Below are 23810 nucleotides of genomic sequence, written 5' to 3' on the forward strand. Positions count from 1 at the left end.
ACCCTAACCCTCTCCCAGAGGGAGAGGGGACTTTCTTTTCTCCCTCTCCCTTCGGGAGAGGGCCGGGGTGAGGGGATCAGACCGCACCAATCTAGGCCGCGTCCCCCTGCGCCAGCGGTGCCAGCCCGGCAGGGATCTTACTCAGCTCCTGCACCAGCATCTCCTTGCTGATCTCACGGATGGATTTCGCTCCGGTAAGCGTCATCGCCACCTTCATCTCTTTCTCGATCAGATTGAGCAGATTCGCCACGCCCGCCTGGCCGTGGGTCGCCAGGGCGTAGAGATAGGCCCGCCCCAGCAGGACCGTATCGGCACCGAGGGCAATCATACGCACCACGTCCAGACCGTTGCGGATCCCCGAGTCCGCCAGAATCGCAATATCCCCTTTTACCGCGTCGGCAATGGCGGGCAGGGCGCGGGCTGAGGAGAGCACCCCGTCCAGCTGGCGACCACCGTGGTTCGACACCACAATGCCGTCAGCGCCAAAACGCACCGCATCCCGGGCATCTTCCGCATCGAGGATCCCTTTGATCACCATCGGGCCATCCCAGAACTCACGGATCCACTCCAGGTCTTTCCACGAGATCGACGGATCGAAGTTATTTGCCAGCCAGCCAATGTAATCTTCCAGCCCGGTCGGTTTACCCAGATAGGCAGAGATATTCCCCAGATCGTGCGGACGGCCGTTGAGCCCCACATCCCACGCCCACTGCGGATGGGTTACCGCCTGCCAGTAGCGGCGCATCGCCGCATTCGCACCGCTCATCCCCGAGTGCGCATCGCGATAGCGGGCACCAGGCGTCGGCATATCGACGGTAAAGACCAGTGTGGAACAGCCCGCCGCTTTGGCGCGCTCCAGGGCATTACGCATAAAGCCGCGATCGCGCAGAACGTACAGCTGGAACCACATCGGGCGCTTGATGGTCGGAGCCACCTCTTCAATCGGGCAGACGGACACGGTAGAGAGGGTAAAGGGAATGCCTTTGGCATCGGCGGCCGCTGCGGCCTGCACTTCACCCCGGCGGGCGTACATGCCGCACAGGCCGACAGGGGCGAGGGCTACCGGCATGGAGAGCGTTGCGTTGAACAGCTTTGTCTCAAGGCTCAGGTCGGACATATTCTTTAGCACGCGCTGGCGCAGGGCCACCTGGGACAGATCTTCCACGTTGCGGCGCAGGGTGTACTCAGAGTAAGCCCCGCCGTCGATGTAGTGGAACAGGAACGGCGGCAGGATGCGTTGCGCGGCGGCGCGGTAATCACTGGCGGCGGAAATAATCATGCTTTGTTCTCCCTGGAAATGTCGTTGTCGCCAGGCAGACGGGTAATGCGCGCCTGTCGGGCCTGATCTTCATCGAATTGTTTAATGGTGGTATGCACGAAGCCCAGATGCGCCATCATCGCCTGACGGGCAGCTTCGGCATCCCCGGTCAGAATGGCGTTGAGCACCGCCTCGTGCTGTTCCGTGAGCCGGGCAAACACCGGCGGGACCAGATACATGCGCTGGCGGCTCTGCTTCACGGAGGATTGCAGCAGGTCGAAGAACCCGCGCATGGTCTGGAGCAGCACCACGTTGTGCGACGCCTCGGCAATCGCCAGGTGAAAACGCACGTCGGCCTGGGAGGCGATATCCGGATCGCTGCTTTGGGTGGCCTCAAAGCAGGCTTTGAGCTTCTCTTTGTCGGCCTCGGTGGCCCGCATCGCCGCGTGCCAGGCGGTACTGGTTTCGATAGCGTGACGCGCTTCAAGGATGTCGAAGCTGTAGTCCGGATCGTTTTCCATCAGCGTTTTCAGCGGCTGAACGATATTTTGTCCGGACCAGTCTTCATGCTGCCAGCGTACAAAAGTCCCGCCGCCGCGACGGCTCAGCAGTACTCCTTCGCTGACCAGGGTCGCCAGGGCTTCGCGCAATGAGTTGCGCGACACGCCAAGCTGGGCGGCAAGCTGGCGCTCGGCGGGCAATTTCATGCCCGCCTCCAGCTGCTGTTCTTCAATCAGCGCCCGCACGCGAGAGGCAATCTCGTCGGACAGGCGTCTGGGCATCACTATCATGGGATCATCCAGGTTAAGACATAGGCCTGCAGGGTGGTGATCACCCCCACCATGCAGGTGAATATCAGGCTGTGCTTCACGGTAAAGCGGAACAGATCCGATTCTTTGCCCACCAGGCCGACTGCCGCACAGGCAATGGCGATGGACTGCGGGGAGATCATCTTCCCGGTCACGCCACCGGTGGTGTTAGCCGCGACCAGCAGCACATCCGACACGCCAATCTGCTGGGCGGCAGTGGCCTGCAGGGCCGCAAACAGGGCGTTGGACGAGGTGTCTGACCCGGTCAGGAAGACCCCCAGCCAGCCGAGGAACGGCGAGAAGAAGGTGAACGCATGTCCGGTGTGCGCCAGGGCCAGCGCCAGGGTTGACGACAGGCCGGAGTAGTTCGAGATAAACGCGAACGCCAGCACCATGCCGATGGAGTAGATCGGCAGCATCAGCTCTTTAATCGTCGCTGCAAAGGTCTGTACCGCCGCGGCAGGCTTCATGCGCAGCCACACCACGGAAAGGATAGCGGCAAACAGGATCGCCGTACCGGTGGCGGAGAACCAGTCAAACTTGAACACCGCTGCGTACGGCGTGGCGTCGTGCACCACCGGCGGCATACGGGCGACCATCTTGTCGAGGAACGGCACGGAGATGTTCACCACCATGTCGTACAGCGCGCCGTTCGGGGCAAACAGGGCTTTGAACGGCGGCACGCTCCACAGGGTGACCGTGGCGGTGAGGAACAGGAACGGCGACCAGGCGCGTACAATCTGTCCCGGGGTATAGCGGGTGCGGGCCAGGGTCATATCAACCTGCGAGGCGCCCATATCGGCAAAGCGGAAGATCCGCACCGGCTGCCAGCGTCTGAGGAACAGCGTCAGGCAGACCAGCGACACCAGGGAGGAGATAATGTCCGGCAGTTCCGGGCCGAGGAAGTTGGAGCTGAGATACTGGGCAATCGCGAACGAACCGCCTGCAACCATCACCGCAGGCCAGGTCTCTTTCACGCCGCGCCAGCCGTCCATAATCGCCATGATCCAGAACAGCACGATAATGGTCAGGAACGGCAGCTGACGGCCTACCATCTGGCCGATCTCAAAGCTGTCCAGCCCGGTCACCTGGCCGGCGACCAGAATCGGAATACCCATCGCGCCAAAGGCCACCGGCGCGGTGTTGACGATCAGACACAGGCCCGCGGCATACAGCGGGTTAAAGCCCAGCCCGACCAGCAGCGCGGCGGTGATCGCCACCGGCGCACCGAAACCGGCCGCCCCTTCAAGGAACGCCCCGAAGGAGAAGCCGACGATCAGCATCTGCAGACGCTGGTCCGGCGTAATGGAGAGAATCGACGAGCGGATAATATCGAACTGCCCGGTTTTGACCGAGATTTTATAGACGAAGACCGCGGCGATGATGATCCACGCTATCGGCCACAGGCCGTAGAAGAAGCCATAGATGACCGAGGCCAGGGCACGATCCACCGGCATTTTGTAGAAGAACAGCGCCACCATCAGGGCGATAGCCACGGTGTACGTCGCGGCAAGGTATCCCTTCAGCTTGAGCTTAATCAGCGCAAAGAAGAAGAACAGGATAGGCAGCGAGGCAATCAGGCTTGATAGCCAGATATTGCCTGCCGGATCGTAGTTTTGTTGCCAGAGGCTCATTGCAGGTCTCCTGAGGACCACACTTCCTGCGGCGCGGTGAGTCTGTGCTCATCTCGGCGTCACATTGCGTGTAAAAGTGGTCCTGCCAATAGTGTGATGTAGGGTTAATGACAACAAATGGTTAACCAAATGTTATTGGCCGGCAATGGGTTTGTGAGCAAAGATTATGGAAATGTGAACCAAAGGAGGGTTGGTCAGAGGATTGGTTGGACCAATTTGAAAGGGGAAGGAGAACGGCAGGCCGGGTAGCGTCGCGCCACCCGGCAAAAAATCAGAACTCGGTCTTGCTGAAGCCGGTCATCTCTTTCAGACCCATTTCACGACCCAGTTCGGTCATCGGGTGGACAACCACCAGGCCGCGCACGCTTTTCTTCAGCTTGCCCATGTCGGCCTGTTCTTTTTTGGTGATCGCACGGCGGAACGGCAGGTTTGACAGCTTCTGCGCTTCTTTGCTCAGCTTCTGATCTTTCACGCTACGCAGGCGCTCGATTTCGGTTTCCAGCGTCGCTTTCTCTTTTTCCAGCTCGGCGTATTTCTCGGCGGCATCAACCAGCGAGAGGCTGGCCTGCTGGTGGCGGATCAGATCCAGGCGGTCGCTCAGGCGTTTAATTTCGTTCTTTTCGACTTCTTTCATCACAAATAGCTCTAAAAACAGGGGAGATTACAGGGAAGGATACACCAATGTGCGCAGGCTTACTTCTGAAACGCTTTTTTTAAGCTGATTCGGGAAATCAGCTCAGTCAGGGAAAGAACCATGGTGGAACGGACGATCTGCTGGTAACGCTGCTTCTGCATCGCGTACAGCTCCGGGTCGCTGGTTTCAAAATGCGGCGTCGGGGGCAGGGCGGTCACGCAGTGCAGCTCGCCCAGCGGGCCGAGGATTTCGTCGTCAGTGAACGCATACTCGTTGCCGTCGTGATTCAGCTCTTCACGCAGCGCCATCAGCAGTTCGGCGTCTTCATACTCGTGACGGCTGATAACGCCCAGGCCATAGATCAGTTTCAGACGCACGGATAAATCGCCCAAGGGGCCGTCGCCGTCGAGCAACGGTTCAACTGCGTATTTCACCGCGTAGTCGTCTTTGCGAAACACCTGAAGCACCAGGATATTCACCGCCTCGGTTAATAACTCGACGGCTGATATCAGGAAACTTCGAACGGTTTTGCCAGCATTCAGACGCTCCAGCACACGGTTTTCAAAGGCCTGGGTTTGTTCCATTATTGCCTGCATTTCTGACAATCTATCTTCCGGGCGCAGGATGACCTGCGCCAGTTCCTGCATCATTTGGTTGCGTTATAGTCGTTAACCGCCTCCAGAACCACGTCGCTACTGGCATCCAGACCGGATACCTGCGCCAGCGCGGCCTGTGGACCCTTCTCTTCAATCAGCTGCGCCAGCTCCTGCGCCTGCGGATCTTCTTCGCTGCGGTAGTGCATCGCGGCAGCAATGCCTTTGACCAGACTGGTGTGCGGCAGACCGTATTCCAGCGTGCCGAGCAGCGGCTTGATCAGACGATCGCCTGCGCTCAGCTTGCGCAGCGGCTGACGGCCTACGCGCTCAACGTCATCTTTCAGATACGGGTTTTCAAAACGACCGAGGATTTTCTGAATATATGCCGCATGTTTATCGGCATCAAAACCGTAGCGTTTAATCAGTACCGCGCCGCTCTCGTCCATTGCACCTTTTACCACGGCGCGAACGTTCTCATCGAGAATGGCGTCACGAATGGTCTGATGACCGGCTAATTTACCGAGGTAGGCGGTTATAGCATGCCCGGTGTTCAGCGTGAAGAGCTTACGCTCGACAAATGCCATCAGGTTATCGGTTAATTCCATTCCGGCGATCTCAGGCAGCGTGCCTTTGAACTGGGTTTTGTCGACGATCCACTCGCTGAAGGTTTCCACGGTCACTTCCAGCGGGTCGTTGGTGGCGGAGGCAGACGGCGGAACGATGCGGTCCACGGCGGAATCAACAAAGCCCACGTGCGCTTCAACCCAGGCTTTATCTTCGTCAGCCACGGCGGCCATCGCATGGCCTTTCAGCTGGGTGGTGCCGCGCACCATGTTTTCACAGGCGATGATGTTCAGCGGGGTGTTGTTACCCTGGGCTTTACGTTTTGCCAGCCCTTTGGCGATGGCCGGGGCGATACGCTCCAGCACCACCGGGCCCACCGCCGTAGTCACCAGATCAACGCTGGCGATCAGGTCGATAACCTCATCGCCAATGCTGCTGACCGCATTCACGCCGGTCACGGTTTCCACCTGCTCGTTTTCACCTACCACATGCACCTGATAGCTATGACGGGCATTCAGGGCATCCAGTACCGTCTGATTCACATCCGCGAATGTCAGCGTAATGCCCGCGTCTGCCAGCAGTTTGCCGATAAAACCACGACCGATATTACCTGCGCCGAAATGTAATGCTTTCATCGTATTACCTTTATCAATGTTGTGACCCGAGAGGGCTGGGGTGAGGAACTTTTTCCCCTCACCCCAGCCCTCTCCCCAGAGGGGAGAGGGAGGAGTACAGTTATTTGTTCAACAGCGCGAGAACTTCTTCGACGCTGGTGGTGTTAGCCAGACGTTCGATAACGGTCTCATCGTCCAGGGCGTTGGTCAGGCTGGTAATCACCTGGATGTGCTCGTTGTTGCGAGCGGCGATACCGATCACCAGACGGGCAATGTCGTCCTCTTCTTCACCGAAGCGCACGCCTGCCGGGTACTGACAGAACACCACGCCGGTTTTCAGGACGCGATCTTTCGCTTCAACCGTACCGTGCGGCACCGCGATGGATTCGCCCAGGTAGGTTGGCGTCAGCTTTTCACGTTCCAGCATCGCTTCAACATATTCCGGCTGCACGTAGCCGCCTTTCACCAGCTGCTCACCGGCAAAGCGAATCGCCTCTTCTTTGGTCGCCGCTGTGCGACCGAGGAAGATGTTCTCCGCACCCAGTTTAAACAGGTGGGCATTGCTCTCGTCAAAGCTGTCCTGCAGGCTGGTACGCACTTTCACTTCGTTGTCTTCGTGACGCTGTGCCGCCACCAGACGTTCGGTCAGGTTAGTGTACAGGCCGCTGTCGAGGAAGTTGGTCAGCGAAATGTGCTGCGCCTGCGGAACCTGGCGCATCGCACGCTCGGTCAGGTCGCGGTGGGTGATGACCAGGTCAACATCCGGCGGCAGGCTGTTAATGGCGCTGTTGGTAACTGAGATCTGCGTCAGGCCGGCATCTGCCACTTTCTTACGCAGGACGCCCGCACCCATGGCGCTGGAACCCATACCGGCGTCGCAGGCAACGATAATTTTACGCACGTGGCTCAGGTCGTTAGAGACATCGCCAGCCGCCAGCGGGGTCGCCCCTTTAGACTGCGCTTTCATGTCCTGCATACGACGGGTTGCCGCTTCGATATCGTCTTCTTCTTTCACTTTGCTGGTTTTCAGCAGGATGGCAGAAACCACGAAGGAGACGGCCATAGCGGCGAAGATAGCGGCCAGGTTGGCGAAGTAGGCACCTTTCGGGGTCATCGCCAGTACCGCCAGGATAGAACCTGGAGAGGCCGGAGACACCAGGCCGCCGCCCAGCACGCTCAGGGTGAACACGCCAGTCATACCGCCGAGGATAACGGCGAGGATCAGACGTGGGTTCATCAGCACGTACGGGAAGTAAATTTCGTGGATACCACCGAGGAAGTGGATGATCGCCGCACCGCCAGCAGACTGTTTCGCGCTCCCGCGACCGAAGAAGATGTACGCCAGCAGGACGCCCATACCCGGACCCGGGTTAGCTTCAATCAGGAAGAAGATAGATTTGCCGAGGTCGTGAGACTGCTGAATACCCAGCGGCGAGAAGATACCGTGGTTGATGGCGTTGTTGAGGAACAGGATTTTCGCCGGTTCAACAAAGATGGACGCCAGCGGCAGCATGTCGTGGGCAACCATGAAGTTAACGCCCGCCGCCAGAATTTTGGAGAGCACTTCAACTGCCGGGCCAATGCCGAGGAACGCCAGAATCGCCAGGATCATGCCGATGATGCCGGCAGAGAAGTTGTTCACAAGCATTTCGAAGCCGGATTTGATTTTGCCATCAACCCAGACGTCGAACTTCTTGATTGCCCAGCCGCCCAGTGGGCCAGCAATCATCGCGCCGAGGAACATCGGCATATCCGCACCGACGATCACACCCATGGTGGTGATCGCACCGACCACGCCACCGCGGTCTCCGCCCACCAGACGACCACCGGTATAACCGATGAGCAGCGGCAGCAGATAGGTAATCATCGGGCCAACAAGTTTCGCCAGCGTTTCGTTAGGCAACCACCCTGTCGGAATAAATAACGCAGTGATGATACCCCACGCGATAAACGCGCCGATATTTGGCATCACCATGTTGCTAAGGAATCGACCAAAGCTTTGTACTTTGATCTTGAAATCGGATGACATAAAACACCCCTTCTTCTGTTTACGCAGGCCTTCGGCCCGAGGTTTGTTGTAAATGCGGTGGCAGAGGTTGCCCAGCCCTGTTCTGATGTCGTGAAATTTGGCACTTAATACTTTAACTGTCCAGACAGGCAAAAATAGTGTGATCTGAGTCACGCAAAGGCAGGGGGTCTGGCAATGAATGAAGTGATATGTGTCACAAAAATGAAGTGTAAAAAAAATACAATGACCGTAAATGCAGCAGTTTGACCCCTAAAATGTGAAATAAATCACATTTCATTGTCGTGAGTTTGTTTCTGGAGTGTGATCAAAACCACAAAATATTTTTATGCGGAATTCTCTGGATGTGATCGACGGCAACATCTGTTTAACGGTTCGACGCCAGGATGTAAGTGAGCAACACGTATAGCTAAAAAATCGAAATGGGAATGTGGTATGGCGAAAAGTGCCAGGGTAGATTAAGCTCATACTGTAAACTTAAGTCTATTATTATTCAGGATATATTTTGTCACGCTTATAAACTTGCATGGAGATATAAGAAAAAATCATACTCCCCGGCTCTTAAATAATGAGTGCAACCCCCTTGTACTTATCAGTGAATTAATATGGCTGCTTACCATTTAATTATTTTAATGAGTTTATGATCTATTTAGTGAGGCAAATATGTTTCTCAACTATTTTGCGCTGGGTGTGTTGATCTTTGTCTTCGTGGTTCTTTTTTATGGAATCATCGCTATTCATGATATTCCCTATAACATGGCCAAAAAGCGCAATCATCCTCATGCCGATGCGATCCATACGGCGGGATGGATAAGCCTGTTTACGCTGCATGCCATCTGGCCGTTTCTGTGGATCTGGGCCACCCTCTACCAGCCGGAGCGTGGCTGGGGAATGCAGAACCACATTCAGCCGCCAGAACGCGACCCCGACGTTGATGCGCTGGCAAAGCGCGTCGCCGAGCTGGAACAAAAACTGGCCGCGGTGCCCCCCGTGGCTGATAAGAACACGTCGGAGCAATAATCATGGATCTGTTGATCGTATTGACCTATGTCGCCTTTGCCTGGGCCATCTTTAAAATATTTCGTATTCCGGTAAACCAATGGACGCTGGCAACCGCGACGCTGGGCGGCGTATTTCTTGTGGCCGGGCTCATTCTATTAATGAACTATAACCACCCTTATACGTTCACGGCGCAAAAAGCGGTCATCTCTATTCCTATTACCCCACAGGTAACAGGGGTGGTCAGTGAAGTGACGGATAAAAATAACCAGCTTATTAAAAAGGGCGAGGTGTTATTTAAAATCGATCCAGGCAGGTATAAGGCCCGTGTCGACAGATTAAAGGCTGACCTGGTTACCGCCACCCACAATATTGACAATCTGAAGGCGCAGCTTTCAGAAGCCGTAGCCAATACCACGCGCGTCTCCGCTGAGCGTGACCGACTGTTTAAAGATTATCAGCGTTACCTGAAAGGCAGTCAGGCGAAAGTCAATCCGTTCTCTGAGAGCGATATCGACAACGCGCGCCAGAACTATCTGGCACAGGATGCCATGGTGAAGGGCTCCGTTGCTGAACAGACGCAGATTCAGAGCCAGTTAGACAGTATGGTCAACGGTGAGCAGTCGCAGATCGCCTCCCTGCGTGCCCAGTTGGCCGAAGCCACCTACAACCTGGATCAGACCATCGTCCGTGCGCCAAGCAACGGCTATGTCACTCAGGTGCTGATTCGCCCGGGGACCTACGCCGCCTCGCTGCCGCTGCGTCCGGTGATGGTGTTTATCCCTGAGCAGAAACGGATGATCGTAGCCCAGTTCCGCCAGAACTCACTCCTGCGTCTGAAGCCTGGCGACGAAGCGGAAGTGGTGTTCAGCGCGCTGCCAGGCCAGGTCTTCCCGGGTAAGCTGACCAGCATTCTGCCGGTAGTGCCGGGCGGCTCCTACCAGGCGCAGGGGGCGTTGCAGTCCCTGACAATGGTGCCGGGTTCCGATGGCGTGCTGGGTACCATCGAGCTGGAGCCGAACGCCGAAGTGGACGCGCTGCCTGACGGTATCTACGCCCAGGTCGCGGTCTATTCCGACCACTTCGCGCACGTTTCGGTGATGCGTAAAGTCCTGCTGCGTATGACCAGCTGGATGCACTATCTCTATCTCGATCATTAATCCCCTCCCGGGCAGGCTTGCGATACGCAAGGCCTGCCTTTTTTCCTTGCCTGAGCCATACTTATCCTTTTGTTGGCGGAAAAGGAGCAGGCAATGAAACTCATCGGCAGTTATACCAGTCCCTTCGTGCGTAAAATCTCCATTCTCCTGCTGGAGAAAGGCATCACCTTTGAATTTGTGAATGAACAACCCTATCAGGCCGACACCGGGGTCGCGCAGTACAATCCGCTGGGGAAAGTCCCGGCGCTGGTCACCGATGACGGGGAGTACTGGTTCGACTCGCCGATCGTTGCCAGCTATATCGAGCTGCTGGATATCGCCCCGGCGATGATCCCCCGCGAGCCTAAGGCCGCGCTGGCGATCCGACAAATCGAGGCGCTGGCGGACGGGATCATGGATGCGGCCCTGGCCTCGGTGCGCGAGCAGGCGCGTCCGGCGGCACAGCAGTCGGAAAACGAGCTGCTGCGTCAGCGGGAGAAAATCACCCGCAGTCTGGATCACTGTGAACAGCTGATTCGGGAAGGGAAAATTGCCACCGACAGCGTTAACCTGGCGACTATCGCCATTGCCTGCGCCATCGGCTACCTCAATTTCCGTCGCGTCTCGCCGGGCTGGTGCGTCGATCGTCCGCTGCTGGTCAAGCTGGCGGAAACCCTGTTCCAGCGTGAGAGCTTTGCCCGCACCGAACCGCCAAAGGCTTGATGTCGTCGATAACACTTCCTTGCCGGACGCGGTACAATCGGCCTGACATTGACTCCCTCTCCCGTCGGGAGGGGGGAAGATACCCAACCGTCAGGCGCTTTCATGACTACTCAGCACGCTCTCTATAGCCAACTTCCCGCGACCGATCGTCTGCTTCGCGACGCCCGTCTTACCTCCGTTATTGCCCGCTTTGGTCACAGCCGAACGGTGGAGACCTTACGCCTGTTGCAGGACGAGGCCCGCGCCGGGATCCGCACCGACAACTGCCTGCCGGCCTGGTGTGACGACTGGGCGCAGGAGACCGAAAAACGGCTGGCGAAGGAGGACGCCCCGGGCCTGCGCCCGGTCATCAACCTGACGGGCACGGTGCTGCACACCAATCTGGGGCGCGCGCTGCTGGCCCGGGAGGCGGTAGCCGCAGTCACCCAGGCGATGCAGACGCCGGTGACGCTGGAGTACGATCTTGATGGTGCCGGACGTGGGCACCGGGACCGCCCGCTGGCGGCGCTGCTGTGCCAGCTCACCGGCGCGGAAGATGCCTGCATTGTGAATAACAACGCCGCGGCGGTGCTGCTGATGCTGGCCGCCACCGCCAGCGGGAAAGAGGTGGTGGTCTCCCGGGGCGAGCTGGTGGAGATTGGCGGGGCGTTTCGCATTCCGGATGTGATGACCCAGGCCGGATGCCTGCTGCGGGAAGTGGGCACCACCAACCGCACCCACGACCGGGATTACGCGGCGGCCATCAATGACAACACCGCCCTGCTGATGAAAGTGCATACCAGCAATTACCACATTGAAGGCTTCACCCATGCCGTTGATGAGGCGGATCTGGTGCGCATCGGGCAGGAGAAGGGCGTGCCGGTGGTGGTCGATCTGGGCAGCGGCTCGCTGGTGGATCTCAGCCGCTATGGCCTGCCGAAAGAGCCGATGCCGCAGGCGCTCATCGCCGCTGGCGTCAGCCTGGTGAGCTTCTCGGGCGACAAATTATTAGGTGGTCCGCAGGCCGGAATTATCGTCGGCAAGCGTGACCTGATTGCCAGATTGCAACAGCACCCGCTGAAACGCGCCCTGCGCGCGGATAAAATGACCCTCGCCGCGCTGGAGGCCACCTTACGTCTGTATCTCCATCCGGAGACGCTGGCCGAACGCTTACCGACGTTGCGCCTGTTGAGCCGCGACGCCGCCGCGATCCATCGTCAGGGGGAGCGGTTGCAGGCCGAAATCGCGCCGCACTACCCTGACTTTGAGGTTCGCGTGGAAGATTGCCTGTCACAGCCGGGGAGCGGATCGCTGCCGGTGGATCGCCTGCCGGGCGCGGCCCTGACCTTTACTCCGCACGATGGACGTGGCGCACCGCTGGAGGCGCTGGCGTTACGCTGGCGATCCCTGCCTGTGCCGGTGCTTGGCCGGATAAAGGACGGACGTCTGTGGCTGGATTTACGCTGTCTGGAAGATGAAGCACAGTTTCTGGAGATGTTGTTGAAATGATTATTGCCACCGCCGGTCATGTTGACCACGGCAAAACCACCCTGCTGCAGGCGATCACCGGCGTCAACGCCGACCGCCTGCCGGAAGAGAAAAAGCGCGGCATGACCATCGATCTGGGTTATGCCTACTGGCCCCAGCCGGATGGCCGGGTGCTGGGATTTATCGACGTGCCGGGGCACGAAAAGTTTTTGTCCAACATGCTGGCCGGTGTCGGCGGGATCGACCACGCCCTGCTGGTGGTGGCCTGCGATGACGGGGTGATGGCGCAGACGCGCGAGCATCTGCAGATCCTCCAGCTGACCGGCAACCCGCAGCTGACGGTGGCCCTGACCAAAGCCGACCGCGTCGACGAGGCCCGGGTGGAGGTGGTGCGCGACGAGGTGCTCGCTACCCTGCGCGACTTTGGCTTTGCCGATGCGGCGCTGTTTGTCACCGTTGCCACCGAGGGGCGGGGCATTGATGCCCTGCGCGCCCATCTGCAACAGCTCCCGGCCCGCGCCCATGCGGAGCACCATCGCTTCCGTCTGGCTATCGATCGGGCCTTCACCGTAAAAGGGGCCGGTCTGGTGGTTACCGGCACGGCGTTGTCGGGTGAAGTGCGGGTGGGCGACAGCCTGTGGCTGACCGGGGTCAATAAACCGGTACGCATTCGTGGCCTGCACGCGCAAAACCAGCCGGTTGAACAGGCTCACGCCGGCCAGCGCATTGCCCTGAACCTGGTGGGCGACACCGAGAAAGCGGCGCTGAACCGCGGAGACTGGCTGCTGGCCGATGCGCCGCCGGATCCGACGACGCGTGTGATTGTCACCCTGCAAGGCGACGTGCCGCTGGCCCAGTGGCAGCCGCTGCATATTCACCATGCCGCCAGCCACGTCACGGGCCGCGTCTCGCTGCTGGAGGGCAACCTGGCGGAGCTGGTCTTCGATGCTCCGCTGTGGCTGGCCGACAACGATCGGCTGGTGCTGCGCGATATCTCTGCCCGCGTCACCCTCGCCGGGGCGCGGGTCGTCACCCTCAACCCGCCGCGTCGCGGAAAGCGTAAGCCGGAGTATCTGCACTGGCTGGCAACGCTGGCCCCGGCGGCGGATGACCACGCCGCCCTGCTGGCCCATCTTGAGCGCGGCGCGGTGAATCTGGAGGCGTTTGGCTGGGCACGTCAGCTCAGCCGGGAAGGGCTGCGTCAGCTCACCCAACAGCCGGGGTTTATTCAGGCCGGTTCCAGCCTGTTAAACACCGAGGTCGCGGCGCGCTGGCAGCGTAAGATTCTGGAGGTGCTGGCGACCTATCATCAACAGCATCAGGATGAACCCGGTCCGGGGCGCGAGCGCCTGCGGCGCATGGCGCTGCCGATGGAGGATGAGGCTCAGGTCCTGCTGCTGATCGAGCGGATGCGCGAGAGCGGGGCGCTGCAAAGCTACCACGGCTGGCTGCATCTGCCGGATCACAAGGCGGGCTTTACCCCGGCGCAGCAGGCCATCTGGGAAAAAGCGGACGCGCTGTTTGGCGATGAACCCTGGTGGGTGCGCGACCTGGCCCGTGAAACCGCCACCGACGAGCAGACCATGCGTCAGGTGCTGAAGCATGCGGCGCAGCAGGGGCTGATCACCGCGATCGTCAAAGATCGCTACTACCGTCACCACCGGATCGTCACCTTTGCCAACCTGATCCGCGCCCTGGACCACGAGCGCGGCTCCACCTGCGCGGCGGATTTCCGTGACCGGCTGAACGTCGGGCGTAAGCTGGCGATCCAGATCCTTGAGTACTTCAACCGCGTTGGCTTTACCCGCCGCCGCGGTAACGATCACCTCCTGCGGGATGCGCTGCTCTTTGCCGACGAGGGGCAACCGCGTTAATCCTTTTTGCTGGCGAACTTCTGTTTCGCCAGCCATACGGCTCCCAGCCTGCCCGCCTGGTTCCCCAGCTGACAGGGCAGGATAGGCACCTGCAGCGACTCCCACTCTTCAAAGGTTCGCAGGTGCCTGTCGAGCAGGGTATAGATTTTCTCCTGCTCGCTGATGCCGCCGCCAATCAGTACTACCTGCGGGTCGAACATCGAGATGACGCTGTAGACCCCGCGGGCCAGAAACAGGGCCCACTCTTCCACCGCTTCGCGCAGGTGCAGATCGTTCTCCATCCGCTCGAACAGCTCTTCGCCTTTCGGCATCTCCTCTCCGGACACCCCTAATGCCCGGCGGCAGGTCTCCATCAGTCCTTTGGCAGAGGCCACCTCATGCATCCCTTCGCCGTGTTTGCCGACCGGGATAACCCCGAACTCCCCGGCGCGGTAGTGCGAGCCGCGATAGAGATCGCCCCCGAGCACAATCCCGCCACCAATCCCGGTGCCGAGCGTCATGCAGACAAAATTCTCATAGTCACGCCCTGCGCCGCGCCAGCGCTCGCCCAGCGCAGCGCAGCTGGCGTCGTTGTCGGCCACCAGCGGCAGGTCGGTCAGCTCCGCGAACAGCTCGTACAGGTTGACGTTATCCAGGTACTCCAGCGCGCCTGCCTTTGCGGCGTCGCCGGTATGGGTATTGATGTGGCCGGGGATGCTGACGCCAATCGCCGTGATCTCGTGTTCTTGCTGGTACGCTTCGACCACCTCGCGCCACTGCTGCTTAAAGCTCTCTTCATCCTCCGGCGTATCAAATTGATCGGTGGTGAGTTCGTTGCCGTCCTCGTCAATCACGCCGTGTTTAATGTGGGTTCCGCCCACGTCGAAGCCGATAAAAAGCCGCATTTATCCTTCCCTCTGCCAGAGTTGTGCGCTTTAAGTATGGCTCAGGGCGGGAAACCAAACGTAAAGTAAGGTAATGCGTGAAGGGGCTCGCAAAGCAGGCGACGACTGGCGATATTTTCACCGCCGCGGTCTACCTTTGAAGGACACTTCACGCAAGGAGACAGTCATGACGAATAACCCTCCCTCAGCACGTATCCTGCCCGGCGAATATGGTTTCCCCCTCAAACTGAAAGCCCGTTATGACAACTTTATCGGCGGCGACTGGGTTCCCCCGGCCGACGGCGATTACTACCAGAACCTGACCCCGGTCACCGGCCAGCCGCTGTGCGAGATCGCCAGCTCCGGGAAGCGCGATATCGATCTGGCACTGGATGCCGCCCACAAGATCAAAGACAAATGGGCGCATACCTCGGTGCAGGATCGCGCCGCTATCCTGTTTAAAATTGCCGATCGCATGGAGCAGAACCTGGAGCTGCTGGCCACGGCAGAGACCTGGGACAACGGCAAACCGATCCGCGAAACCCTGGCCGCCGACGTGCCGCTGGCGATTGACCACTTCCGCTATTTCGCCTCCTGTATTCGCGCCCAGGAGGGCGGCATCAGCGAGGTGGATAAAGACACCGTCGCCTATCACTTCCATGAGCCGCTGGGCGTGGTCGGGCAGATCATCCCGTGGAACTTCCCGCTGCTGATGGCCGCCTGGAAAATGGCGCCCGCGCTGGCGGCCGGGAACTGCGTGATACTAAAACCGGCGCGCTTAACGCCGCTGTCGATCCTGCTGCTGATGGAAGTGGTGGGCGACCTGCTCCCGCCGGGGGTGGTCAACGTGGTCAACGGTGCCGGGGGCGAAATCGGTGAATATCTGGCGACCTCCAGACGCATCGCCAAGGTCGCTTTTACCGGCTCCACCGAAGTGGGCCAGCAGATCATGCAGTACGCCACCCAGAACATCATTCCGGTGACGCTGGAGCTGGGCGGCAAATCCCCGAATATCTTCTTTGCCGACGTGATGGACGAAGAGGATGCCTTCTTCGATAAGGCCCTGGAAGGGTTTGCCCTCTTTGCCTTCAACCAGGGCGAAGTCTGCACCTGCCCAAGCCGGGCGCTGGTGCAGGAGTCGATCTACGAGCGCTTTATGGAGCGCGCCATCCGTCGCGTGGAGTCCATCCGCAGCGGCAACCCGCTGGACAGCGTTACCCAGATGGGGGCCCAGGTATCGCACGGGCAGCTGGAGACCATCCTCAACTATATCGATATCGGCAAAAAAGAGGGGGCGGAGCTCTTAACCGGCGGACGGCGCAAGCAGCTGGACGGCGAGCTGAAAGAGGGGTACTACCTCGAGCCGACCATTCTGTCCGGCAAGAACAACATGCGCGTCTTCCAGGAGGAGATCTTTGGCCCGGTGCTGGCGGTGACCACCTTCAAAACCATGGAGGAGGCGCTGGAGCTGGCTAACGATTCGCAGTATGGCCTGGGGGCGGGAGTCTGGAGCCGCAACGGCAATCTGGCCTATCAGATGGGGCGCGGGATCCAGGCCGGACGCGTGTGGACCAACTGCTATCACGCCTATCCGGCCCATGCTGCGTTTGGCGGCTACAAGCAGTCGGGCATTGGCCGTGAAACTCACAAAATGATGCTGGAACATTACCAGCAGACGAAATGCCTGCTGGTCAGCTACTCCGATAAACCGTTGGGCCTGTTCTGATTGTCCAGGGCAGGCCGCCCCAGCGCGGCCTGCCCAATCTGTTTGCGCAGGGTATTCAGCACCCCATCCAGTACAAACTGCACCCGCCACGGCTGATAGTCACGTTTGCGGAAGATCGCCACCAGATCCAGCCACCACTCCTCCTGATGGGTGAAGCAGGGCACCATTGAGCCCTGCTCTATCTCCCGGAGCAGACTCTCTTTTGGCGCAAAGACGATCCCCAGATGATTGCGGGCCAGCTCCAGCGCCGTCTGGGTGTTGTCGCAAATATAGTTACCCGTGACTTTATAATCGAGCACCTGCTCGCTATTATTCACGCGAAAACGCCAGATGTTAGCATCGTCGATTATCATTGAGTCGATAAGTATACAGGAGTGGTTAATAAGCTCATCAGGATGACTAATAGGGTGCTGTTTAATATATTCCGGGGTAGCGAAAGCGGTCACTGAATATTTCGTTAAGGTGCTGGCCACCAGATTTTCATCTTTCGGTTGGGCGTAGGTAATTAAAATATCGCAGTCATCGGGAAACGTGACCCCTTCGAAAAACTCATTTTTATCCAGGTTGTAGGTTTTCAGGCTAATACGAATATCGCCAATATTGTCGATCTCATGCACTACGTGACGGGCAAGATAAGTGACGATCCCGGTCGGGCCATAAATAGTGACCCTGCCGCGTTTTTCGTGCTTGTAATCAGCAATAAAATTAATGAGTTGTTCGTTTTTTTCCAGCGATGACTCGATGAACGGCAGCAGCGATTCGCCAAACTGGGTCAGCGCCAGATGGCGCGTCGTGCGCTCAAAAACCTTCAGCCCGACGCGGGTTTCGAAATCAGCGAGATATTTACTGACGTTAGCCTGGGCCATCCCCAGCAATGCAGCCGCATCGCCAATGCTGTGGGTCGCGGCAATAACAGAAATAATTTTTAATTCTCGTGGTTTGATTTGCAGCTTGTTCATTGCCCGACGCCCATCTATATGAATTTATATATAATATTATACAAATAACCGCATTGCATCGCGATTTTTGTAACCATTATTATGCGCCGGGTCGTATGACATTTAATGGATTGCAAACAATGAAGTTTAAAAAGAATTTACTTATCGCGGCCGCGTTATTTACGGCGACTTCCGCAATGGCCGATGACTTTTCAGTTGGCGCTGGCGCAGTTTTTAATGAATCACCCTATAAAGGCTATAACGAAAACGTCTCCGCGGTCCCGTTAATAAGCTACGAAGGCGAGCACTTCTACGTGCGTCAGACCACCGGTGGCTGGATCCTGTGGAAAGATGGCAAAAACGAACTCAGCCTCACCGCCTCCTGGATGCCGCTGCATTTCGACCCGGATGATAATGACGACCACGCCATGAAGCAGCTGGATGAGCGTAAAGCCTCCGCGATGCTGGGCGGAGCATATTATCGCCACGAAAGCTGGGGGAGCCTGAAGTTTGCCCTGGCAGCCGACGCGATGGATGAGAGCGGCGGGGTCGTGGGCGAGATGTCGTACTTCCATCCGATCCGCATGGAACGCCTGACCCTTACCCCGTCAGTGGGGGTGTTCTACTACGACGACAGCTTCAACGATTACTACTACGGCGTCTCGGAGAAAGAGTCCCGCCGCAGCGGTTTGCAGCAGTATAGCGCTGACGAAAGCGTCACCCCGTACGTGGGCGTGGCGGCGAAATATCAACTGACGCAGAACCTGTATCTCAACGCCAGCGCGGTCTACACCGTGCTGCCTGACGAGGTGAAAAACAGCCCGATGATCGACCGGGACGACAGCTTCGCGCTGATGACCGGCCTCTCCTGGAAGTTCTAGGTTTCCAGAGCGCTGCCCTCAGGGACGAGGGCAGCCTCAATCGCTTTCTTCTTACGCCTCATCCACCCAGATCCGCATCTCCCCCTCGCCGCGGTTCGCCCAGCTAAACCACGGAATAAAGGTCAGGGTCTGCGCCTGCTGCGTGGTCGGGGCGCGATCGTACTGCCACAGCGGCTGCTGTTCTGCATTTGCGGTGTGACGGGCATACCCCTGGGTCTGGATCAGCATCTTGTGGGCAAAAATCCCTTTGCCTTCAATGAGCGTAAATTCGCTGTCGGCAGGCAGAGTGAGGTTATGCAACCCGGCGCCGTTATCCGCCTCTTCGAGACAGTAGACCAGCGGCCCGCGCTGAATCGCCACTTTCCCTGCCTGCTGGCGCACCTGCGGATTACCGTAAACCCGACGGACCGGCATCGGCAGGGTTAACTGCAGTCTGTCGCCCTCCTGCCAGCGGCGGGTCAGGTAGAGATAACCCTGGCGCACCTCGCCGGTGACCGCTTCGCCGTTCAGCGTCAGCTGTGGGTTGGCGCACCAGTCCGGCAGACGCAGGGCCAGGGTATGGTCGATCGCTACCGGAGAGGTGATCTCGATGTTGACCTGCTCCTGCCACGGGTAGTTGCCGCTGATCCGCACCTGCAACTCCTGTTCGCCCACCGGGAAGGCCATGCTGTTGCCGATATAGAGGTTAATAAAGAGCGCATCTTCGCGGACGGTATAGATATAGTGGCCGATTGAGGTCAGTACCCGGGCGATGTTCGGCGGGCAGCAGGCGCAGCCAAACCAGCGCTGGCGAACCGGCTTCACGTGATCGTAGATATGGTTAAACTTCAGCGTTTTCGGATGCACCTCCAGCGGGTTGACGTAGAAGAAGTGCTTCCCGTCCAGCGCCATACCGCCGAGCACGGTGTTGTACAGCGCCCGCTCCATTACGTCGGCGTACTGGCTGTTGGCCTCCATCTCCAGCATCCGTCGGGCGAACATCATCAGGCCGATTGAGGCGCAGCTCTCGGCATAGACGGTATCGTTCGGCAGATCGTAATCGCTGCTGAAGGCTTCGCCGCTGCTCTGGGAGCCAATCCCGCCGGTGATATACAGCTGGCGCTGGGCCATGTTGTTCCACAGCCGCAGGCAGTCCTGACGCTTGCTTTCATCCTGGCTCAGGCGGGCCAGGTGGGCGACGCCGGTCATCAGATAGACGAAGCGCACCGCATGGCCGATGGCCGTCTGCTGTTCGGCCAGCGGTTGGTGCGCCTGGCTGTAGGCTTTGTCCTGCACCATCCACGCCGGGCCGTAGGTGTTCCAGTACGACGTTTTGCCGCGCTTTTCATATTCGATATCGTAGAAGTGCGGCTGGGTCCCGCGCTGCTCGACGAAATATTTCACCAGCGCCAGATAGCGCGGCTCCTGGGTGACATCAAACAGGCGCATCAGGGCCAGTTCGATCTCCGGGTGGCCGGGATAGCCGTGCAGCTGCTGCTCGCCTGGACCAAAGACGCGGTCGATATGGTCGGCCAGCTTGCAGACTACCTCCAGCAGACGGCGCTTGCCGGTGCCCTGGAAGTAAGCCACACCCGCTTCAATCATGTGCCCGGCGCAGTAGAGCTCATGGCACTCCGCCAGGTTTGTCCAGCGCTCGTTGGGGGCTTTTACCGTGAAGTACGTATTCAGATAACCATCCTCGCACTGCGCGGCGGCCACCAGGTCGATCACCTCGTCGGCGGTCTTTTCCAGCTCCGGGTCGGGTTTCTGGCACAGCGACCAGGCGACCGCCTCCAGCCATTTCGCCACGTCGCTGTCCTGAAAGACCATCCCGTAAAATTCGCCGCTCTGCTGGCCTGCGGCAATGCGGAAGTTGGCGATCGCATGGCTCGGTTCGGCCTCGGTGATGCGATCGTTCAGGGCATCCCACTGGTAGGGGATAACCACATCCCGCACCAGCTGTTGATACTGGCCCAGAAACGGGTCGCTGATTTTCAGTTTGTGCAGGTCGGGTTCCATTATAGACATCATGTTCTCCTCAGGCGTGAGCGTGACGCTGGCGCAGGTCGGTGGCAATACGCCCCATCATCGGGTTATTGAGTCGGCACTTGCGGATCGCCAGCGCCAGCAGCAGGTGGAAAAGGGCAGGCAGCAGGGTCTCCATGGTGGTGATGCCCTGCAGCGAGGCGGCCGTCTGGTTTCCCGCCCCCGGTTGATAGGCGACAAAGATAAATACCAGGCTGATGATCCCGGCGCTGGAGGCCCAGGCCAGCTTGATGAAAAACAGGTTAAAGGCGAAGTTCATCCCGGACGAACGCACCCCGGTTTTCCACTCGCCGTAGTCGTCGGCAAAAGCCATCAAGGCGAAGTGCAGCGGCAGGGTAAAGCCGAGGATCACCCCGTTCGCCAGAATCACCACCAGCCACAGGGTCTGGTGCGCCGGGCCGCCGGGCAGGAACCACATTCCCGCCGCCAGTACCGCCAGCACCAGGTTGGTGTAGTAGTAGAGTCTGACGGTATCGCTGCGGCGCGACAGCAGGTTGACGATCACCGCCCCGAGAATGGCGGCAAAGGTCACCATGGTGAAGAACAGCGAGGTGTAGGCGGTGCTGCCCTCCAGCACGTAGGTGATGAAATACATGTAGCCGCCGCCACGGATGTTGAAGACGTTAATCAACAGGAAGGACATTACCAGCATCAGCAGCAGCTGGTCGTTCTGACGCAGGCCGGCGAGGTGCTCCTTAAGGGTGAATTTGCCCATCATCGCCAACGGCACACGCTCGCGTACCCAGAAGAAGCAGCACAGGAACATCACCACCGCAATGGCGCACAGCACCCCCACGCCAAGCTGATACCCCCGGGCCGTGTCGCCCTGGCCGAGCGCAGAGACCAGCCACGGCAGGCCGACCGAGACCAGGAAACCGGCCACGCCGCACAGGACAAAACGCCAGGACTGGCAGGAGAGGACTTCGCTGTGACGGGTAGTCATGGTGTTGATCAGCGCGCAATACGGCACGTTGATGGCGGTATAGCCCACCGAGAGCAGCAGATAGGTGCCGAACGCCCAGGCGATTTTGACCCCCATCCCGGCATCCGGCACGGTGAAGGTCAGTACCCCGATCACGCCAATCGGCAGGGCGACCCACAGCTGCCATGGGCGAAAACGTCCCCAGCGGCTTTGGGTGCGGTCGGCAATGATCCCCATCACCGGGTCGGATATGGCGTCGAAAATGCGCAGGGCAATAAACAGCGTGCCGACCAGCGCCGGGGTTAAGCCAAAGACATCGGTATAGAAGAAGGTAAGAAAATTCATGATCAGACAGGTGATCACCGTCCCGCCCGCGTCGCCCAGGCCGTAGCCGATTTTTTCTCGCACCGAGAGGCGATCGTTGACGGCCTGTCGGGCAATCTCTGTCTGTGTAATCGGAGTGGAAGTCATGAGGTAACTCCTCGGGTTATCGAATTTTTTATGTTGTTCTTTCAGGTACCCGATTAATTTTGCACCGAATCCCGGCCTCAACAAGGGAAGGGAAAAGTATAAAAAGGTGAGGATTCCGACCTCGTGTTCAAAATGTGATTTCGATCGGGACGAAAGGAGAATACCTGTTAATAATCAGTGATAAAGCTTCATAAATTGTCTGTTAATAGCGGGAAAGTGAATAGCGATGCTCGAATTATCCATAGCACTTCCGATCAGGGTTCAGAATGGTGGGTATTTCATCTCCCGGGGCGTGGGACGACATCCGGCGCGCAGGCTCGATTCCTGGGAGGTGATTTTTGTCGAAAAGGGGACATTAACGATCCAGGAGGAGGGAACCGGTTTCGAGGTACATGCCGGAGAGAGCCTGCTGCTCTGGCCGCATCGTCGGCATAAGGGCATCGAGGATTTTCCCGCCGATTTACGCTTTTACTGGCTGCATTTTGAGGTCGACGAGCAGAGTTCGCCTTCCGCCTGGAGCACGTTACTGTCGGTGCAGCAGCACGGAAAAAGCGGCGATCCGCAGGCGATGGTTGCCCTGTTCCGCCAGTTTCTGACCGAGCAGGAGAAGCTTCAGCGCAGCCCGGCGCTGGAATTTATTCTGCTGCTGATCCTGCAACAGCTCTCCCGGGCGGCCAGTCAGGAACTGCCGTCGGATGAGGCGGGAGTGAATCTGGCGTGGAAGGCGCGGCAGCTGATCGGCACCCAGTTTCACCTGCCGCTCTCCACCTCTACGCTTGCCAAAGAGCTGCACTGCAATGCGGACTATCTGGGGCGGGTGTTCCGGCGGGTCTTCAATCTCACCCTGACCGAGGCGATCCACCGCCAGCGCGTGCGGGCGGCGGAAAAGCTGCTGCTCAACGATGCTGTCTCGCTGAAAGAGGTGGCGGTGCGGTGCGGGTTTAACGACGCGGGCTACTTCCGGCAGATCTTTCGCAAGCATACGGGGTTAACGCCCGGCGTATGGAAACGCCGGTATTGCAAAGAGCATATCAACTCCGCCTGAGTCCTGGGGCAGATGGCCAGTTTTAACGGCAGGGTGCACAAATCGGGCCTTTTACCCTGTCTGATCAAGGCGCTCGCCCCGAACACTCTGGCAACCTGATTTTTTTTCAGCAAGGATGGAGCAGGCGATGAACCCCTTTATTGTTGCCGACCCGGCGAAATGTATTGGCTGTCGCACCTGCGAAGTGGCCTGCGTGGTGTCGCATCAGGAAGATCAGAATTGTGCGGCGGTGACGGCAAGCACCTTTACCTCCCGCATTCGGGTGGTAAAAGGCGGGACCTTTACCACGGCGGTCACCTGTCATCAGTGTGAAGACGCGCCCTGCGCCAACGTCTGTCCGACGCAGGCTATCCAGCAGCAGTTAGGGGTGTGGCGGGTGGATCAGGCGCGTTGTATCGGCTGTAAAAGCTGTATGGTCGCCTGTCCTTTCGGGGCGATGCAGGTGACGGGAAGTGCTGAGCAGGTTCAGGCCCTGAAGTGCGATCGCTGCGCGCATCGCGAAGCGGGACCGGCCTGTGTGGCGGCCTGTCCCACTCACGCGTTAAGCTGCGTCGATCCTGCCCGGTTACGCGCCGAACGGCTGCGATATCTGGCTTAAATCG

General features: G+C 58.7%; 20 protein-coding genes. 9 read left to right on the top strand and 11 right to left on the bottom strand.

What is annotated here, in order from left to right; all coding sequences use genetic code 11:
- Positions 1-91: 91 nt before the first annotated feature.
- From lldD to WFO70_RS18450, 7 genes are all read right to left on the bottom strand, one after another.
- Positions 92-1279: an FMN-dependent L-lactate dehydrogenase LldD gene (gene lldD, locus WFO70_RS18420; protein ID WP_337018190.1), complete on the bottom strand. Its 1188-nt coding sequence runs from the start codon at positions 1277-1279 to the stop codon at positions 92-94.
- A complete protein-coding gene (lldR, locus tag WFO70_RS18425; RefSeq protein ID WP_337018192.1) occupies positions 1276-2049 on the bottom strand; it encodes a transcriptional regulator LldR in 774 nt (257 codons plus the stop codon). Before lldR ends, lldD begins: the two co-directional genes overlap by 4 nt.
- Positions 2046-3701 (bottom strand): L-lactate permease, encoded by a 1656-nt coding sequence (gene lldP / locus WFO70_RS18430; protein ID WP_337018194.1) that lies wholly within the window; start codon positions 3699-3701, stop codon positions 2046-2048. Before lldP ends, lldR begins: the two co-directional genes overlap by 4 nt.
- A 271-nt stretch (positions 3702-3972) precedes the next feature.
- The gene (locus WFO70_RS18435; RefSeq protein ID WP_337018196.1) at positions 3973-4335 is read right to left on the bottom strand and encodes a YibL family ribosome-associated protein; all 363 of its coding nucleotides are present in this window, start codon (positions 4333-4335) and stop codon (positions 3973-3975) included.
- 59 nt (positions 4336-4394) lie between these two features.
- Positions 4395-4985: a mannitol operon repressor MtlR gene (mtlR, locus tag WFO70_RS18440; RefSeq protein ID WP_337018198.1), complete on the bottom strand. Its 591-nt coding sequence runs from the start codon at positions 4983-4985 to the stop codon at positions 4395-4397.
- The gene (gene mtlD, locus WFO70_RS18445; RefSeq protein ID WP_337018200.1) at positions 4982-6130 is read right to left on the bottom strand and encodes a mannitol-1-phosphate 5-dehydrogenase; all 1149 of its coding nucleotides are present in this window, start codon (positions 6128-6130) and stop codon (positions 4982-4984) included. The genes mtlR and mtlD overlap by 4 nt, the downstream gene beginning before the upstream one ends.
- A 100-nt stretch (positions 6131-6230) precedes the next feature.
- Positions 6231-8138 (bottom strand): PTS mannitol transporter subunit IICBA, encoded by a 1908-nt coding sequence (locus WFO70_RS18450; RefSeq protein WP_337018202.1) that lies wholly within the window; start codon positions 8136-8138, stop codon positions 6231-6233.
- Between the two features lie 660 nt (positions 8139-8798).
- On the opposite strand from WFO70_RS18450, the gene WFO70_RS18455 reads away from it, so the two are divergent.
- From WFO70_RS18455 to selB, 5 genes are all read left to right on the top strand, one after another.
- Positions 8799-9155, top strand: a complete 357-nt coding sequence (locus WFO70_RS18455) for a DUF3302 domain-containing protein (protein ID WP_337018204.1) — start codon at positions 8799-8801, stop codon at positions 9153-9155.
- 2 nt (positions 9156-9157) lie between these two features.
- Positions 9158-10294 (top strand): HlyD family secretion protein, encoded by a 1137-nt coding sequence (locus WFO70_RS18460; protein ID WP_337018206.1) that lies wholly within the window; start codon positions 9158-9160, stop codon positions 10292-10294.
- Between the two features lie 93 nt (positions 10295-10387).
- Positions 10388-10996, top strand: a complete 609-nt coding sequence (locus WFO70_RS18465) for a glutathione S-transferase (RefSeq protein ID WP_337018207.1) — start codon at positions 10388-10390, stop codon at positions 10994-10996.
- 102 nt (positions 10997-11098) lie between these two features.
- Complete coding sequence (gene selA, locus WFO70_RS18470; protein ID WP_337018208.1) at positions 11099-12484, top strand: L-seryl-tRNA(Sec) selenium transferase; 1386 nt, start codon at positions 11099-11101, stop codon at positions 12482-12484.
- A complete protein-coding gene (gene selB / locus WFO70_RS18475) occupies positions 12481-14337 on the top strand; it encodes a selenocysteine-specific translation elongation factor (protein WP_337018209.1) in 1857 nt (618 codons plus the stop codon). The genes selA and selB overlap by 4 nt, the downstream gene beginning before the upstream one ends.
- Here selB and WFO70_RS18480 read toward each other — a convergent pair.
- Positions 14334-15221: an ROK family protein gene (locus WFO70_RS18480; RefSeq protein ID WP_337018211.1), complete on the bottom strand. Its 888-nt coding sequence runs from the start codon at positions 15219-15221 to the stop codon at positions 14334-14336. The genes selB and WFO70_RS18480 overlap by 4 nt on opposite strands.
- A gap of 166 nt (positions 15222-15387) precedes the next feature.
- Between WFO70_RS18480 and aldB the strand changes: the two genes are divergently transcribed.
- On the top strand, positions 15388-16926 hold the full coding sequence (gene aldB / locus WFO70_RS18485) for an aldehyde dehydrogenase AldB (RefSeq protein WP_337018213.1): 1539 nt from the start codon (positions 15388-15390) through the stop codon (positions 16924-16926).
- Here aldB and WFO70_RS18490 read toward each other — a convergent pair.
- Complete coding sequence (locus tag WFO70_RS18490; RefSeq protein WP_337018214.1) at positions 16896-17885, bottom strand: LysR family transcriptional regulator; 990 nt, start codon at positions 17883-17885, stop codon at positions 16896-16898. The genes aldB and WFO70_RS18490 overlap by 31 nt on opposite strands.
- 119 nt (positions 17886-18004) lie before the next feature.
- On the opposite strand from WFO70_RS18490, the gene WFO70_RS18495 reads away from it, so the two are divergent.
- Positions 18005-18745: a MipA/OmpV family protein gene (locus WFO70_RS18495; RefSeq protein WP_337018215.1), complete on the top strand. Its 741-nt coding sequence runs from the start codon at positions 18005-18007 to the stop codon at positions 18743-18745.
- Between the two features lie 51 nt (positions 18746-18796).
- Here WFO70_RS18495 and WFO70_RS18500 read toward each other — a convergent pair whose 3' ends face one another.
- Entirely contained in the window at positions 18797-20752 is a 1956-nt protein-coding gene (locus tag WFO70_RS18500; RefSeq protein ID WP_337018217.1) for a glycoside hydrolase family 127 protein, read from the bottom strand.
- A 10-nt stretch (positions 20753-20762) separates the two neighbouring features.
- Positions 20763-22163 (bottom strand): MFS transporter, encoded by a 1401-nt coding sequence (locus tag WFO70_RS18505; RefSeq protein ID WP_337018219.1) that lies wholly within the window; start codon positions 22161-22163, stop codon positions 20763-20765.
- A gap of 226 nt (positions 22164-22389) precedes the next feature.
- Here WFO70_RS18505 and WFO70_RS18510 point away from each other — a divergent pair, with 226 nt between their 5' ends.
- Together WFO70_RS18510 and WFO70_RS18515 are read left to right on the top strand one after the other, a co-directional pair.
- Positions 22390-23208: a helix-turn-helix domain-containing protein gene (locus WFO70_RS18510; protein ID WP_337018221.1), complete on the top strand. Its 819-nt coding sequence runs from the start codon at positions 22390-22392 to the stop codon at positions 23206-23208.
- A 127-nt stretch (positions 23209-23335) separates the two neighbouring features.
- Positions 23336-23806 (top strand): 4Fe-4S binding protein, encoded by a 471-nt coding sequence (locus tag WFO70_RS18515; protein WP_337018223.1) that lies wholly within the window; start codon positions 23336-23338, stop codon positions 23804-23806.
- Positions 23807-23810 lie beyond the last annotated feature (4 nt).

The sequence above is a fragment of the Leclercia sp. AS011 genome, from assembly GCF_037152535.1.
Taxonomy (GTDB): domain Bacteria; phylum Pseudomonadota; class Gammaproteobacteria; order Enterobacterales; family Enterobacteriaceae; genus Enterobacter.